We start from the raw sequence: 14,841 nt of genomic DNA, 5'->3' as shown, positions 1-14,841 counted from the left end.
GAGATCACCGTAGGCATCGGGTCGCTGAGGTGGCACCGACCAAAGTCGGTGCCTGGCGCGACCAACGTCGCTGCGACCGCCGACGCAGGGCGGTACCGCCGTCAGCGCGTTCGGCGGAGCGTAGTTCTCGATGCGGCAAGGAGCCGCGACGACGAGAGGAGCCACCGATGAGCATCAAGGATGCGAACCCTGCCATGCCCACCACCACCGAGGTGAGGGCCAGCGACAAGGAGGCGGCAGGACGCCGTCGCACACCCCGATGGCTGATGCCGTTCGTCGCGACGCTGGGCGCGCTCGCGGTGTGGGCGCTCGGGATGCTGGCCGGCGTGGGCGACGTGGTCGTTGACACCGGCGCGGCGATGCAGCAGGTCACGATCGTCTCGGTCGCGGTGGCCGGCCTCGTGATCGGCTTCGCCGGCTGGGGCGTGCGAGCCCTGATCGGCAAGCTCACCGGGAGCGCCGCCCGGGCGCGAGTGGTCTGGCTCGTGCTGAGCGGGGTGGTCCTGCTGGCCTCGCTGATCGGCGTGATGGGAGCGACGACGACCGGTGCGCTCGTCGTGCTGCTCGCCGAGCACCTGACCGTGGGGCTGATCCTGATGGTGGGGCTGCGGCGCTGAGCGCTGGCGCTGCCGGGGCGTGGCCTGATCGAGCGGGGCGCTTCCGGGGAAGCGCTCGCGCTCGCTGCTCGTGTGGGGCTCTGGCCCTGCGCCGGGAGCAGGCTTTCGGGGACGTAGGCCATCAGGTGGTCGGGATCGAGCCGGAGGCGGTGGCGGGCGTGATCGGTGATGTTCGCCCGCCCGCCAGCCACGCAGGCCACTGTGATGCGCGTTGGACGTACCTGGTGCGTCGGATCCGCATCACAACCGCGCTCGAGGCAGTCCAGTAGCGCCGCGGGCACGGTCGATGGCGGCGCGTCGCTCGGAGTAGAGGCTCGGGCATCGCTCCGGGCGGTGGGGGGCCGGTTTGGGGCTCAGGTGGTCCGTATCGACCCCCGATCGGAGAGTGCCACGCTTCCGCGGAAGCGGTGGTTGTCCACAGGGGCGTTGTGCCGGAGGGGGTGGGCGAAGTAGTTTCTCGATCACGGACTGATAGGGGAGGACCGTGGGGCGACGGGGCAGGCTGGCCGCAGCAGCGCTCGCAATCAGCGCGGGGCTGCTGCTGTCGGCGTGCGACGGTGGCGAGGATCCGACCGATCCGCCGACGACGGAGCCGTCGTCGAGCGAAGTGCCCACGGAGCCGGCGACGGAGACGACCGAGCCGCCCGAGACGGCCACGCCGCCCGAGGTCGAGGCGCCGACGCCGGCGCCGGAAGCGGCCGTCGATGATCACGTCGGGGCGATCTACGCAGCGCGGTACTTCATGGACCTGTACGCCTACATGCGCACGACCGGCGACAGCGCGCAGTTCGAGGCAATGAGCGCGTCTGAATGCGAGTTCTGCGCCGGGGCTGTGGATTACGCAAGTGAGCTGCACGAGGCTGGCGGGTGGGTCGAGGGTGGTGCCATCGTGTTCGATGTCCTCGAGGCGGCGGCCGATTATCCGACAGATGCGGAGCCGAACTATCTGGTTCGCTTCAGCCTCACACAGGAGCCGCAAGTCATTCACCGGGGTGACGGCAGCACTGGCGAGACTGAGGAAGTCGTTGCTGACGCCGTTGTAGCGTTGCAGTTCCTAGACGGCCGATTCGTGGTGTTCGGGGTGAACGTCGAGTGATGCGCACAACGTTGCGGGCCGCCGGTGCTGGTCTGTTGCTACTACTCATTACTGCGGTGACTGGGCCCGCCGCAGCACTATCGATTGATGGAGAGACGATCGAGTCCGGCGCCGCCGATGAGGAGTTCACCGTCGGGTTGACCGACTTCTCCATGCGAATCCCCGACAGCGACCTCACCACGTCGGTTGCCACGCAGAACGCGGTGGCTGCGGCGTATGAGGAGGCGGAGTTTCAGTGCTCGTTGCGGCAGGCGGCGAATGAGGAGGGTGAGCTCCTCAACGAGGAGACGGAGTTGTGCGAAGAGGAGGAGGGTGACCTCTCGACTGCGGAGCTGGTCGCGTTGGTGTCCTCGGAGTTCAGGACGCTGCCGTTGACCGCCCCGGCGATCACGTATCAGCCTGAGGGTGATTGGGCGTTGGTGAACATGGACTTCATCGTCTACACCGATGCTGATCAGCAGCTCCTGAGCACCACGATTCTGGGTGTGCCGGTGACGGTGCGGGCGACGCCGGTGCATTACTCGTGGGACTTCGGTGATGGCAGTGCCCCGTTGTCGACCACTGATGCGGGGCGGCCGTATCCGGATCACACGTTGGCGCATGTGTATACGAGTGCGGCGGAGTCCGTTCAGGTGTCGTTGACGACGTCGTGGCAGGGTGAGCTTCAGATCAACGGCGCCGGCCCGTGGCTGCCGATCGCGGGGTTCGCGACCACCACCAGCAGCGCCCCAGCGGTGGAGATCGTCGCGATGGACGTCAACCTCGTCCCCTGACCTCACTCGGGTACCGGTTCGACGCGCCTCTTCTATGGGGTCCATACCGCAATGACGTCAAGGAGGCCGTTGGCCGTGGCGGTGGTGACTGGTGATGGCCGCCAACCTCGTGCCCAGAGCCACTGTGATGCGCGTTCGACGTACCTGGTGCGTCGGATCCGCATCACAAGCGCCCGAGGCAGTCAGCCGCGGCCGGTCACAGCCCAATTCCGGCGGTGGCACGCGAGGAGTTGGGTCGGGCCAGCTCGGGCGGAGGCTTTGGGGTCGGCTCGGGCCACCAGGTGGCTCGAACCGACCCAGATCGGCGTTGCGGCGCTTCCGCGGAAGCGGTGTTGTCCACAGGGGCGTTGTGCCGGAGGGGGTGGGCAAAGTAGTTTCTCGGTCACGGACTGATAGGGGAGGACCGTGGGGCGACGGGGCGGGCTGGCCGCAGCAGCGCTCGCAATGAGCGCGGGGCTGCTGCTGGCGGCGTGCGACGGTGGCGAGGATCCGACCGATCCGCCGACGGAGTCGTCGTCGAGCGAAGCTCCGACGGAGCCGGCGACGGAGACGACCGAGCCGGCCGAGACGGCCACGCCGCCCGAGGTTGAGGCACCGACGCCGGCGCCGGAAGCTGCTACCGACGATCACGTGGGTGCGATCCACGCAGCGCGGTACTTCATGGACCTGTACGCCTACATGCGGCAGACGGGGGACACGGCGCAGTTCCAAGCGATGAGCGCCGCCGAGTGCGAGTTCTGTGCCAGTTCCATCGAGAACGCCACCGAGATCCACGACGCCGGCGGATGGGTCGAAGGTGGATCCATCGTGTTCGATGTCAGCGACGCAACGGCGGACTACCCGACGGAGCAGGAACCGAGTTACCTCGTCCGATTCCCTCTTGCCCAGGAGCCACAGCGGATCTTCCGGAGTGACGGATCGGTAGATAACGTCGACGCGGCCTCAGGAGCCGGCGTCGTTGCCGTCCAGTTCGTCGACGGTCGTTTCGTTGTGTTCGGGGTGAACTTGGAATGACTCGATCGAGCACGTTCCTGTTCGCCGCAGCCTGCGCAGCAATCGCGCTCGTCATGGGCCCGATCATCCCGACGTACGCGGACGAAATCGAGGACGAAGACGTATTCGCCGAGTCCCAAGACGACCACTATGTCGTCGGCGATGTTCTCAACCACCTCGCGCCGCGCGTCGACGACACCCCGATGGCGACATCGACCGAGACACAGGACGCTGTGGGGGCGGCGTATGAGGAGGCGGAGTTTCAGTGCTCGTTGCGGCAGGCGGCGAATGAGGAGGGTGAGCTCCTCAACGAGGAGACGGAGTTATGCGAAGAGGAGGAGGGTGACCTCTCGACTGCGGAGCTGGTCGCGTTGGTGTCCTCGGAGTTCAGGACGCTGCCGTTGACCGCCCCGGCGATCACGTATCAGCCTGAGGGTGATTGGGCGTTGGTGAACATGGACTTCATCGTCTACACCGATGCTGATCAGCAGCTCCTGAGCACCACGATTCTGGGTGTGCCGGTGACGGTGCGGGCGACGCCGGTGCATTACTCGTGGGACTTCGGTGATGGCAGTGCCCCGTTGTCGACCACTGATGCGGGGCGGCCGTATCCGGATCACACGTTGGCGCATGTGTATACGAGTGCGGCGGAGTCCGTTCAGGTGTCGTTGACGACGTCGTGGCAGGGTGAGCTTCAGATCAACGGCGCCGGCCCGTGGCTGCCGATCGCGGGGTTCGCGACCACCACCAGCAGCGCCCCAGCGGTGGAGATCGTCGCGATGGACGTCAACCTCGTCCCCTGACCTCACTCGGGTGCCGGCTCGACGTGACACGTGAACCGGATCCGCGCCGTACGGGCGCCAACCGGCCCGGAGGCCACTGTGATGCGAGTTGGACGTACCTTGTACGTCGGATCCGCATCACAACCGCGCTCGAGGCAGTCCAGTCGCAGCTCGGGCACCGTTGTTGCTTGCGGCGGCGGCACGCGGGCGAAGGCAACGCGCGGGTCATCGCTGGCGACTCCGGGCGGAGCGGCCCGGCCCATGCCGGACTCCCGCCGCCCACCAACGCCGAAGGCCCGGCACCGCGTGACGCGGGCCGGGCCATCGACTGATGAGGATCAGACCTCGAGGTTCTGCGAGGCGATCATCCATGCCTGCTGCTCGAGCTGGCTGATGGTGTTGTTGAGGAGATCGGCGGTGGCCGGGTCCTCGGCGTCGACGTCGGAGTGAACCTCGCGGATCACGGCGACCGTCTGGTTGATGCGCTCCACGATGTTGTCGACCGTGTCGGTCACGGAGACCAGGTCGGCGGGGTAGGCGGTCAGGTCGCTGGTGGCGGCGATCGTCTCGGTGCGGCCGTCGGGAACAACCTGGAGCGCACGCATGCGCTCGGCGATGACGTCGCTCTCCTCACGGGCGATGGCGACCAGCTCATCGAGCTGCAGGTGCAGGCTGCGGAAGCCGCGGCCGGTCACGTTCCAGTGCGCCTGCTTGCCCTGCAGGTGCAGGTCGATCAGGTCGATGAGAACGCGCTGCAGGTAGCCACGGAGCTTCTCGGAAGCGGTTGTGCGAGTGGACATCAGTCTCTGCCTCTCCGGTCGCCGCTGAGGCGACCCGGTGTCGCTCTTTTCGTGAACGACTCCAGTTTAGAGGCGTTCGTCGAGGAGCGCCAGGAAGGTGAGGCGAACCTACCTGGGGGCCGCGGCGCAGTCGTCGCACACACCCCAGAAGATCACCTCGGCGGCCGCGACGGCGAACCCCGGCGGCGTGGGGCCGTGCAGGCACGGAGCCGCCCCGACGGCACAGTCCACGTCCACGACCTTCCCGCACGCCGAGCACACCGCGTGGTGGTGGTTGTCATCGACCCGCCGCTCGTACCGCGCCGCAGATCGCGCCGGCTCGAACCGCCGCACCAGCCCCGCAGCATGCAGGTCGGCCAGGATGTTGTGCACCGCCTGCAGGCTCGGCGCATCCGCACCGAGGCGCCGCCGCAACGACTCCGCGTCGGCGTGCGGCGCCTTCGCCAGCGCGCTCAGGATGGCGAGCCGCCCGCTGGTCGCTCGCAGCCCGCTGGCGCGCAGCAGGTCCGCGTCCGAGGTCAGGGCCGTCGACATCACCCCTCCACGGTAGGTCGCAGACGTGAACGACTCAAGTCTTCGGGGGTGCCATCGCGCCCCGTGCGGGATCTTGAGCCAATCCTGAGGTGACCCGGCCGATGCCTTGAGCGGCCGTTGAGGAGCCGCTCCTAACGTCTCTCACATCACCGCGACACGACCTTGTGGGCAGCGGGGGGACAACACAGAACCGGCCGCGATCCGGCCGCCATGAGAGGGAACATCATGAAGCAGCTCCGCAAGAAGAACGTCGTCGCCGTCCTGGCCGGTGTGGCGGTCGCCACCGCCGTCGCCGCCTCCGCAGCATCGCTCGGTGGCCTCACCACCCAGTGGCTCGGCGCCAACAGCAACGTCGTGCAGTCGCCGATCACCGGCGGCCTCGACGTCACGTGGGACACCGCCTACGACGCCGACCTCGGCTACTACATCGTCTCCGGCTTCACGATCGACACCACCGACGAGACCGAGACCCTCCCCCAGGGCGCCGACGTCCAGCTCACCCTGCAGCTCGCCGAGGGCACCGCCGAGGTCGAGGGCACCGTCGCCACCGGCGGCACCGTCGACTTCACCACCACCCTCCCCGACATCGCCGCGCACGACGTCGAGGGCGTCTCCGTCGTCGTCACCGGCGGCGGGTCCACCGCCATCGACCAGGCCTGATTCCCACCACCACTGATCGGATCACCATGAGCTCGCAGGCACTGGACAGGGCAGGGTCCAGTGCCTGCGTCGTCCCCCAGGACACCAAGCCCACGACGGCGGACCGCCCCGTGGCACGCCGCGTGGTCTCGGTCCTCGGCTGGCTCCTCGTGATCGCCGCAGCCGTGCTCATGTGGCCGGCGCACTGGGGTGGCCTCACCGGGCTGACCATCGTCAGTGGTCACTCGATGGAGCCCACCTACTACACGGGCGACCTCGTGGTCACGTGGCGCCAGGCCGACTACCAGCCCGGCGACGTCGTCTCCTACACGGTGCCCGACGGCCAGCCCGGCGAGGGCGGCCACGTGATCCACCGCGTCGTCACCGCCGAGCAGGTCGACGGCGAGCTCGTCTACACCACCCTCGGCGACAACAACCCGACGGCCGACCAGTGGTTGCTCACCGCCAACGACATCACCGGCACCGCCATCTTCTCCGTGCCCGGCCTGGGCCGCTACCTCGGCCCGACCGTGCTCCCCATCCTTCTGGCAGCCGTCATCGGCGCCATCGTCAGCGTGCTGCTGTGGTCCACGCGCACCGACGACGACGACGAGGACGGCGCCCCCCACCGCACCCGTGAGGCGGCCCACCGTGCGTGAGCCTCGCCGCCTGCGCCGCCCGCTGATCGCGGGCCTCGCCGGCCTCGCCGGCCTCGCCCTGGCCTCGGTCGTCGTCTCCTCGGCCGCCGGGCTCGGCGGTCTGCGCACCGAGGATCTCGGCGCAGCCGCTGCCTCGGTGCACACGCTCGACGGCGCCACGCTCGACTGGGCGCCGGAGTGGCACGACGGCGGTTGGCGGGTGGGAGCGCTCGGCGTCACCGCCGACCCCTCCCGCGGCTTCCTCGCCGGCGACTCGGTCGATGTCACCATCGCGGGCGCATCGACCTGCGAGATCGCCACCGAGACCAGCGCGGCATCAGCCACCATCGAGCTCGACGGTGCCGACCTCACGGCCGCCTGCGGCGCCCTGCCGCGGCTCACCGCAGCGACCTCGGTGGCGCTCTCGGTCACGGGCGCCGACGGCGAGACGCTCGTCAGCAACCTCGGCGCCCTCACCGGCTCCGTCGCCGGATTCGCCGGCGCAGTGGCGCAGACCGCGGCACTGACCATCACCACCACCGGCAGCACCGTGACCAGCGTCGTCGTCGACGTGCCGAACCCGGCCGCGCTCCAGGGCGGCCGGGCCGTCGTCGTGCTCACGGCGAGCGGCAGCACCGACACCCTGGTCACGACCGTCAGCGGCGCGCAGGCCACGATCGACGTCAGCGGGGAGGGCTGGACCACCGCAACCGACCTGACGTTCGACGTCGCGATCAGCGTGCCCCAGAGCATCGGGTCCGCCGACGGCGCAGCCAGCGTGCTGCTGTCGCACGCGACCCGTGCGGCCACACCCATCCCGGGCGACGGCGGCGGCGGGACCAACCCCGACGACGGCGGCGGCACCGGCGACGGGGGCGGCACGCCCACACCGGGAACCGGCGGCAACGGCCTGGTGCCGGTGACGGTCAGCCCGGGGATCTCCTACAGCTACTCCACGCCGTGGACAGGTGCGCAGACCAACGCCCTGACCTTCTGCCACTCCTTCACGGTGACCAACACCACGCGCCGCCCTCTCGGGGACTGGACCGTGCAGCTCAACACGAGGCTCGCCCCGATGTGGGGGATGGACCCGACCGCGCCCGGAACCGTACAGCTGAGCAACATCGAGACCCGCAGCTACGACCGGACCACCGGGTACTGGACCGTGGGCGGCTCCAACGGCTGGGCGAGCCAGCTCCAGCCCGGTGGCGCGCGTACCGTGCAGTTCTGCGCTCTCAAGGTGCCGACCCCGCAGCCGAACCCGTCGCTGTACAAGGTCGAGGTCAGCGTCGCGCCGTCGAGCGACTACTACGTGGCCTTCCGCGTGCGGGTCACCTCGACCAGCGAGTTCTACGTGCCGTGGCGCGCTGAGATCGACTTCGCCACGCTCGTCTGCGGCACCTCGCTCACCGGTCACCCGCTCACGTTCCAGTCGGTCAACGCGACCACGGTCGCCGGCAGCGGCTCCCGATACACGATCACCGGGACCTCGCTCGACACCCAGCTGGTCTCGGCCAGCCACTCGCGCGAGTTCATCTTCGCCTCCTACAGCCCCGGTCCTGGCTGGCGGCTGCCCTGCGGGCAGGGCTGAGGTGCCCGGTTCCGGCCCCGGTCCGGCGTTCAAGCACCTCTTCTCCGATATCGTCACCGAGAGCGTGACAACGGTGCACCAGCGCCTTGACTCGGGGAGCGCGGACATGGACAAGGCGAACATCGCCGTCGTCATCGAGGACGACGAGGACATCCGCGGCCTCGTCAGCGTGGTGCTGGAGCAGGCGGGCTTCACGGTGCACGCCGCCGCGACCGGGCTCGAGGGCGTCGAGCTCGTGCGCGAGCACGGCCCGATCGTCACCACCCTCGACGTCAGCATGCCCGGTATCGACGGGTTCGAGACCGCCAAGCGGATCCGCGCCATCAGCTCCACCTACATCGTGATGCTGACGGCGCGTGACGACGAGATCGATACCCTGCAGGGCCTGCAGTCCGGAGCCGACGACTACCTCACCAAACCCTTCCGGCCGCGCGAGCTGCGCGCCCGGATCGAGGCGATGCTCCGCCGTCCGCGTAGCGTCGCCGGCTCACCCGAGTCGGCGCCCCCGCCCACCCCCGCTCGCGAGGAGAGCGGTGACTCCTCGGAGTGGTTCACGCACCGCGGGCTGCGGCTCAACGTCGCGATGCGCATCGTGACCTGCGACGACGTCGACATCGAGCTGACCCGCAGCGAGTTCGACATCCTCGCCGAGCTGATGGCCGCGGGTCGCCGGGTGGTGAGCAAGGCGGACCTCGCCCTCGTCGTGCGCGGCGAGGCGCACATGGGCACCTACGTCTCCGAGCACGACACCCGCGCGATCGAGGTGCACGTGGCGAACCTGCGGCGCAAGCTCGGGGAGTCCGCCGCCGGGCCCCGCTGGATCGAGACGATCCGCGGCGTCGGCTACCGGATGACGGCCTGACCCGACGGTGCGGGCGCGGCGTCGAGGACGGCGCCGCCGTCGAGGTTGTCGATCGACTGCTCGGCTGCCGCCTGCGCCGCGGCGACCAGCTCGGCTGCGTCTCGGCTCCACGTGCCGGTGGCGATCCCCACCCCGATGACCGGCACGATCTCGCCCTCCACTGCGGCCAGCTCGCTGGCGAGGTGCTGCGAGAGCCGGTTTCCCAGGTTGAGCGCCTCGCCGTCGGCCATGCCGGGGAGGGCGACCACGATCGCGTCCCCGTCGTCGTCCGCAGCGAACGCCTCCAGAGGCATGAAGCGCAGCGTGATCGTGCGCCAGCGCGTGGTGAGGTCGCGGGCGGGGCGGGCCCCGAACGCGGCACCGATCTCTTCCACGCCATGCAGTCGCACCATCAGGACCGTGGCCTGCTGGTTGGTCGCCCTGGCCCGTTCGATCACGCTGGCCAACGCGTGCGTGAAGGAGCGGACGTCGAGGAAGCCGTCCTCGCGCAGGCCCAGGGGTGTGCTGCGACCCCTGCTCTCCGCCTGCGACTGCACGCGAAGCATCGTCATCGCGACGACCGCGACCACCGTGAGCACGATCGTCAGGATCGATGCGCTGGCGGTGCCGAACCACTCCGTGAAGAGCGCGCTCGCGGTGCCCGTGGTCAGCGCGACCACGGTGCGGGCCGCGTAGAAGAGGCTGGCTGCCCCGAACGTCAGCGAGAGGAAGAGCGCGGGGCGGAAGCGGGCGATCCCGCCTCGCCTGGCCTCCAGCGCCCCGAGCCCCGCCAGCAGCGCCATCGAGACGAACATGACCTCGGCGCCCGCCCAGTCGCCGCCGTCCGGCCCAGGGATGAGCGTCGTCAGGAAGGTGAGCGTGGCTGCCAGCCCGACCACGGGTCCACGGATCCGGCCCAGCGGGCCGTTGAACCGTGCGCACCCCAGCCACAACAAGCCCATCGTCGCCACCAACGAGCAGTTGCCGACGGCGTTCGCGACCCAGCCCTCCTCGAGGAGGTTCCAGGCCAGGTAGGAGAGCGTGGTAAGGATGCCGCCCACGAAGGCCGCCGACCACAGGTGTGCGGCAGCGTTGCCCCGGCGGTACAGCGTGTCGAGCAGGTAGAGCACGCCGCACACCGTCACCACCAGGGCGGTCGCGGCGCTCATGGTGGGCGCGTCCAGCCAGGTCATGACGACTCCTCGGGGGATGTGAGGGGGAGCCGGACGACGAACGTCGCGCCCGCTCCGACCGTGCTGGTCACCGTGATGTCGCCGCCGTGCGCGCGCACGATGTCGCGGCTGATCGCGAGCCCCAGGCCGCTGCCGTGCGTCGAGGTGTTCCGCACGGACAGAGACCGGAAGAACCGCTCGAACAGCCGGGCCTGGTCGTGGCTGGTGATGCCCGGTCCGTCGTCGCGCACCACGATCCACGCATGGTGGTCGTCGGTGGTGCAGCCGATCTCGATCCGCCCACCCTCACGGCCGTACTTGACCGCGTTCCCGATCAGGTTGTCGACCACCTGCCGGATGCGGTGCGGGTCGGCACGCGCTGGACAGGGTTCGACGGCGGTGCTGTCGATGGTCATCGACCGCTCGCGCGCGCGGACCTCCGCTGCCTCGATCGCTGCCTCGACCACCTCGGCCAGGTCGATGGCCTCCCGCTCGATCCGGATGTCGATACCCATGCGGGAGGCGGCGGAGACGGCGAGCACGTCCGCGACGAGCGCGAGCAGCCGCTCGGCGTTGCGCTGGGCCACCTGCACGTTGTGGCGGGCGCTGGCGCTGAGGGTGGGGTCGTCCTCGACGAGGTCCAGGTAGCCCACGATCGAGGTGAGCGGCGTGCGCAGCTCGTGGGACACCGAGGCCACCAGATCGTCACGGGCGCGCAGCGCGAGCTGCTCATCGGTGACCTCACGCGCGACGACGACGCGCCCCACCCCTTCACCGGCCGGGCCGGTGAGAGGTCGCGCCGTGACCTGAAGGGCGCGGCGGTCGTCGGAGCCGGGATCCCCGTACCAGCTCAGCACGTTCGAGAAGGTCTCGCCACGGCGGGCCCGCTCCTCGACGCGGGCAGCGGGCTCGAGCGGGGTGAACCCGTCGGCGTCGTAGACGGCGTCTCCTGAGCTGTCCCGCGTGCGTTGCAGTCGCGCCGCCGCATCGTTGGTGATCAGCACCGAGCCGTCGGGAGTGAACGCCACGACCGAGAAGTCGACGCTGTCGAGCACCTCCGTGACCAGGCTCTCCTGCCGGTGCGCGCGACCGGCAGCGTTCCGCAGTGCGAGCGCCTGGCGCTGCAGGAGCACGCGCTGGGCCTGCGCGCGGCGCGCGTTCACGCGTGTGATCCCCGCCAGCATCGCGAGCACGGCAGGGAACATCAGCCGGAAGGCGAGCGACTGAGCGGTGGGGGTCGAGGCTGTCATCAGCCAGTACGCCACCGACACCACCGCCACCGAGCTGATCGACCCGACCAGGCCGTACGCCCACGCCGACCAGATCACCGGGAACGTCCACAGCAGCGAGAAGCCCGCCGGGGGGCTGCTGTCGCGCAGCAGCCCGATCGCCACGATGTCGATGGCCGGGACGAGCGCTGTCGCGTAGAAGGGAAGACGGTGCCACGGGACCAGCAGGGCGGCCGCCGTCGCGATCGCGGCGGCTGCGAGGCCCAGCACGAGCGCGTTCGGGTTGGTGATCGCATCGACCGCCGCCACCACGCCGACCGTGACCAGGATGACCGCGCCGAGCTGCAGCTGCACGGTCCGGACCGTGCGCGTGCTCATGCCACGTGCGTCGTCGCGCACGGCCGGTCGCGGAGCGGTCGTCATGGTCCGCACGCTATCGCTCGGCTGGGACGCTAGAGATCCCTCTTCGGTCGCGGCCGCACGGGACGCCTCAGCGCGTCCGCGAACCAGCCCTGCACTCCCGGCTTCCCGGCGCCGAGCCTGAGCACCTGCTCGCGGTCCGGCCCGCCGGGCACCCGCCTGGGCAGGGAGTCCGAGGACACGATCCACGTGGGCAGCCCCAGGATCCGCAGGATCTCGGTGAGCCGCTCGGACTCGTTGGTGTCCTCGCCGATGTCCTCCTCCAGCAGCTCGGCGAGCTTGCCGTCGGGGTCGTCGGCGTCGAAGGCCGCGAGCAACGAGACGGCGACCATCTCGGTGTCCACGAAGGCGCCCTCGCCGATCACCGGGTTGCCGAAGTCGTCGAGCACGATCCCGCCGGCTCCGCCATCGTCCTCGGGCGGCTGGGAGTCGTACACCGGCAGGGGAGAGTCGCCGTCGAACGCCCAGAGGCGGAGCCGCTCGTCCTTGCTCACCTCAGCGGCGAGCGTCACCACCTCGAGGGTCGCGGCAAGGTCACGAGCGACGTCGTCGATCCGCCTCTTCTTGCCGGCCACCTTCGCCAGCGGGTTCCCTGCGACCGAGAGCACCCAGGTGCCCTCCTGCGGCCCGACGTACCCGGTGAAGCGCATCTCGCCGAGCGCAGCGATCACGTGGTCGCGCTCCGCCGCCGCGTAGACACCGGCGTAGCTGAGACCCGCCTCGCCCTCGCCGAGATTGAGCGGTCCTGGTGGATACATGGCCCCAGTGTCCCTCAGCGTCGGTCGAAACGGGAGTAGGCCGCGGCTCCGGCCCAGACCGACCACGCGCACACGATCAGCCAGAACGCGCTGACCACGATCGTGACCACCCGCACCCAGTTCATCTCGGTGATGCCGCCCGGGTAGCCGGACACGAGGATCGCGAAGAGCAGCGCCCACATGGTCGCGGCGATGATGAGCAGCACCGCACCGCTGGGCCTGGACCGGCGCAGCAGCGGGATCGCGATGCCGGGCAGGGCAATGCCGGGGATCAGCAGCAGGAACGAGAGGAAGAACCCGAAGACCTGCGCGTATCCGTGCGGGTCTCCGCCGACAGGGATGTCGTACTCGAGCCCGAAGTACTGCACGCCGATGAACAGGAACGCGCTCGCCAGCTGGGTGATCGCTGCCGCGATCGCCCACCGCCTGCCCTGCCGCTCCTGCTCGTCCAGGCCGTTGCCCGGCTGCGCACTCGGGTTCATGGCCAGAACCTAGGGCATCGGCGGCGGCCGGGCGCGGGATCGCGACCCCGGTGACGGCCCGCACGCCGTTGTGCTGCCAGCGAGGCACACTTCGACGGATTAATCGTAGGCCCTTGACAAACATGGCTCGGTGTCGCAAGGTGGCTCCCGCGGACTCGTCAGAAGGAGCTGAAGATGCCCGAAGCCACCACACGGATGTGCACGCGCTCGAACGTTGCACCGGCGTCTCGACCCTGCGCGGTCGAGCCGTGACGGCGACGTCCGAGCGGGAGGTGACCGCCCCGGTCGCCCCGCGAGGCGGGGACCCACGCAGACCGGCGCGCCGCCCGGGGCAGGGTTGGTGGGCTCGGTTGCGGCGTGATCATCCGGTGTTGTTGTTGGCGTTGCCGGGTATTGCTGTGGTGATCGTGTTCCAGTATGTGGCGCTGGGTGGGAATGTGATCGCGTTCCAGGATTATCAGCCGTATCTGGGGATTGATCGCAGCCTGTGGGTGGGGTTGGAGAACTTCTCGATTCTTTTTGATGGTGATCCGCGGTTCTTGCAGGCGTTGCGGAACACGTTGTTCATCACGTTGTTGCAGACGGTGTTCGTGTTCCCGGCGCCGATCGTGGTGGCGTTGTTGTTGAACAGCCTGGTCTCGAACAAGGTCAAGCAGGCGGTGCAGTCGGTGCTGTATCTGCCGCACTTTCTGTCCTGGGTGATCGTGGTGGCGGTGTTCCAGCAGGTGCTGGGGGGTGCGGGGATGATCAACAACTTCCTGCGCGCGAACGGGTTCGAGGCCGTGAACATCATCGGTAACCCGGAGGCGTTCTATGCGTTGATCACCTCGCAGGTGATCTGGAAGGACACCGGCTGGGCCACGATCTTGTTCCTGGCGGTGCTGTCCCAGATCGACCGGTCCTTGTATGAGGCCTCCGCGATGGATGGTGCGTCCCGGTGGCGCCAGACCTGGCACGTGACCCTGCCCGGGATGCGGGCGATCATCGTGCTGCTGCTGATCCTCAAGCTCGGCGACTCCCTCTCTGTGGGGTTCGAGCAGCTGCTGCTGCAGCAGCAGGCCGTAGGCCGGGACGTCTCAGAGGTGCTGGACACCTACGTCTACAACAACGGCGTCATCGGCGGCGCCTGGGGCGTCAGCGCCGCGGTCGGCCTGGTCAAGGGCCTGGTCGGGCTGGTGCTGGTGCTGGTCGCCAACAAGATCGCCCACGCCCTGGGCGAGGAAGGCGTCTACCGCGCATGAGCACCACCCACACCACCCACAGCCACAGCCACAGCCACACCGGCACCGGCGCCGGCGCCGGCGCGCCACCCCCGCGGCGACGACGTAGGCCGGGGTCGGGGACACTGATCGATGGGGTGCCCCGCCCGGGCCGGGTCGAGACCATCATCAAGGCCATCGTGCTGGGCGCCGCGTGCGCGATGGTGATCGGCCCCTTCATCGGGATCATCTCCACCAGCCTGGCACCCGCCGAACA

General features: G+C 69.4%; 16 protein-coding genes and 1 pseudogene. 11 read left to right on the top strand and 6 right to left on the bottom strand.

Translation table 11 applies throughout. The annotated features are described in order from the left end of the window. Positions 1 to 167 precede the first annotated feature (167 nt). The 5 genes from GPA03_RS18755 to GPA03_RS18735 all read left to right on the top strand — a co-directional run bounded on the left by GPA03_RS18755 (position 168) and on the right by GPA03_RS18735 (position 4,282). Positions 168 to 617 carry a DUF6069 family protein gene (locus GPA03_RS18755; protein WP_241681381.1) on the top strand — a complete coding sequence of 150 codons (450 nt, stop codon included), beginning with the start codon at positions 168 to 170 and terminating at the stop codon, positions 615 to 617. Between the two features lie 484 nt (positions 618 to 1,101). Beyond that, positions 1,102 to 1,713 (top strand): DUF6318 family protein, encoded by a 612-nt coding sequence (locus GPA03_RS18750; protein WP_156253595.1) that lies wholly within the window; start codon positions 1,102 to 1,104, stop codon positions 1,711 to 1,713. Then, on the top strand, positions 1,713 to 2,486 hold the full coding sequence (locus GPA03_RS18745) for a hypothetical protein (protein WP_156253594.1): 774 nt from the start codon (positions 1,713 to 1,715) through the stop codon (positions 2,484 to 2,486). The genes GPA03_RS18750 and GPA03_RS18745 overlap by 1 nt, the downstream gene beginning before the upstream one ends. A gap of 444 nt (positions 2,487 to 2,930) precedes the next feature. After that, entirely contained in the window at positions 2,931 to 3,500 is a 570-nt protein-coding gene (locus GPA03_RS18740) for a DUF6318 family protein (RefSeq protein WP_156253593.1), read from the top strand. Positions 3,501 to 3,553: 53 nt separating this feature from the next. Next, positions 3,554 to 4,282, top strand: a complete 729-nt coding sequence (locus GPA03_RS18735) for a hypothetical protein (protein ID WP_156253592.1) — start codon at positions 3,554 to 3,556, stop codon at positions 4,280 to 4,282. A gap of 317 nt (positions 4,283 to 4,599) precedes the next feature. Here GPA03_RS18735 and GPA03_RS18730 read toward each other — a convergent pair whose 3' ends face one another. Further along, the gene (locus GPA03_RS18730) at positions 4,600 to 5,061 is read right to left on the bottom strand and encodes a Dps family protein (protein ID WP_156253591.1); all 462 of its coding nucleotides are present in this window, start codon (positions 5,059 to 5,061) and stop codon (positions 4,600 to 4,602) included. Between the two features lie 108 nt (positions 5,062 to 5,169). Next, positions 5,170 to 5,595, bottom strand: coding sequence for a Fur family transcriptional regulator (locus tag GPA03_RS18725; protein ID WP_156253787.1), 426 nt, complete (start codon positions 5,593 to 5,595; stop codon positions 5,170 to 5,172). A 225-nt stretch (positions 5,596 to 5,820) separates the two neighbouring features. Between GPA03_RS18725 and GPA03_RS18720 the strand changes: the two genes are divergently transcribed. The 4 genes from GPA03_RS18720 to GPA03_RS18705 all read left to right on the top strand — a co-directional run bounded on the left by GPA03_RS18720 (position 5,821) and on the right by GPA03_RS18705 (position 9,325). Beyond that, positions 5,821 to 6,255 (top strand): hypothetical protein, encoded by a 435-nt coding sequence (locus tag GPA03_RS18720; protein WP_156253590.1) that lies wholly within the window; start codon positions 5,821 to 5,823, stop codon positions 6,253 to 6,255. Positions 6,256 to 6,281: 26 nt separating this feature from the next. Then, on the top strand, positions 6,282 to 6,893 hold the full coding sequence (locus GPA03_RS18715) for a signal peptidase I (protein ID WP_156253589.1): 612 nt from the start codon (positions 6,282 to 6,284) through the stop codon (positions 6,891 to 6,893). Beyond that, positions 6,886 to 8,463, top strand: a complete 1,578-nt coding sequence (locus GPA03_RS18710; protein ID WP_156253588.1) for a hypothetical protein — start codon at positions 6,886 to 6,888, stop codon at positions 8,461 to 8,463. The genes GPA03_RS18715 and GPA03_RS18710 overlap by 8 nt, the downstream gene beginning before the upstream one ends. Before the next feature lie 106 nt (positions 8,464 to 8,569). Then, positions 8,570 to 9,325 carry a response regulator transcription factor gene (locus GPA03_RS18705; protein WP_156253587.1) on the top strand — a complete coding sequence of 252 codons (756 nt, stop codon included), beginning with the start codon at positions 8,570 to 8,572 and terminating at the stop codon, positions 9,323 to 9,325. On the opposite strand, the gene GPA03_RS18700 is transcribed toward GPA03_RS18705, so the two are convergent. Genes GPA03_RS18700 through GPA03_RS18685 form a run of 4 tightly spaced genes read right to left on the bottom strand, consistent with a single transcriptional unit; the run spans position 9,307 to position 13,365 of the window. Beyond that, positions 9,307 to 10,497: a diguanylate cyclase gene (locus tag GPA03_RS18700; protein ID WP_156253586.1), complete on the bottom strand. Its 1,191-nt coding sequence runs from the start codon at positions 10,495 to 10,497 to the stop codon at positions 9,307 to 9,309. The genes GPA03_RS18705 and GPA03_RS18700 overlap by 19 nt on opposite strands. Beyond that, on the bottom strand, positions 10,494 to 12,128 hold the full coding sequence (locus GPA03_RS18695; RefSeq protein WP_156253585.1) for a sensor histidine kinase: 1,635 nt from the start codon (positions 12,126 to 12,128) through the stop codon (positions 10,494 to 10,496). Before GPA03_RS18695 ends, GPA03_RS18700 begins: the two co-directional genes overlap by 4 nt. 29 nt (positions 12,129 to 12,157) lie before the next feature. Next, positions 12,158 to 12,883, bottom strand: a complete 726-nt coding sequence (locus tag GPA03_RS18690) for a hypothetical protein (RefSeq protein ID WP_156253584.1) — start codon at positions 12,881 to 12,883, stop codon at positions 12,158 to 12,160. 14 nt (positions 12,884 to 12,897) lie between these two features. Beyond that, positions 12,898 to 13,365, bottom strand: a complete 468-nt coding sequence (locus GPA03_RS18685) for a hypothetical protein (protein WP_156253583.1) — start codon at positions 13,363 to 13,365, stop codon at positions 12,898 to 12,900. A 272-nt stretch (positions 13,366 to 13,637) separates the two neighbouring features. Here GPA03_RS18685 and GPA03_RS18680 point away from each other — a divergent pair, with 272 nt between their 5' ends. Further along, the gene (locus tag GPA03_RS18680) at positions 13,638 to 14,606 is read left to right on the top strand and encodes an ABC transporter permease (protein ID WP_206673641.1); all 969 of its coding nucleotides are present in this window, start codon (positions 13,638 to 13,640) and stop codon (positions 14,604 to 14,606) included. Further along, positions 14,603 to 14,841: pseudogene (locus GPA03_RS18675) on the top strand (hypothetical protein); the annotation flags it as partial. The gene GPA03_RS18680 and the pseudogene GPA03_RS18675, both read left to right, overlap by 4 nt.

Origin of the sequence: Pseudactinotalea terrae (genome assembly GCF_009733845.1) — a bacterium.
GTDB lineage: Bacteria > Actinomycetota > Actinomycetes > Actinomycetales > Beutenbergiaceae > Pseudactinotalea > Pseudactinotalea terrae.
The sequence above is the reverse complement of the archived record's forward strand: the minus strand, read 5'-3'. Positions and strand labels throughout refer to the sequence as shown.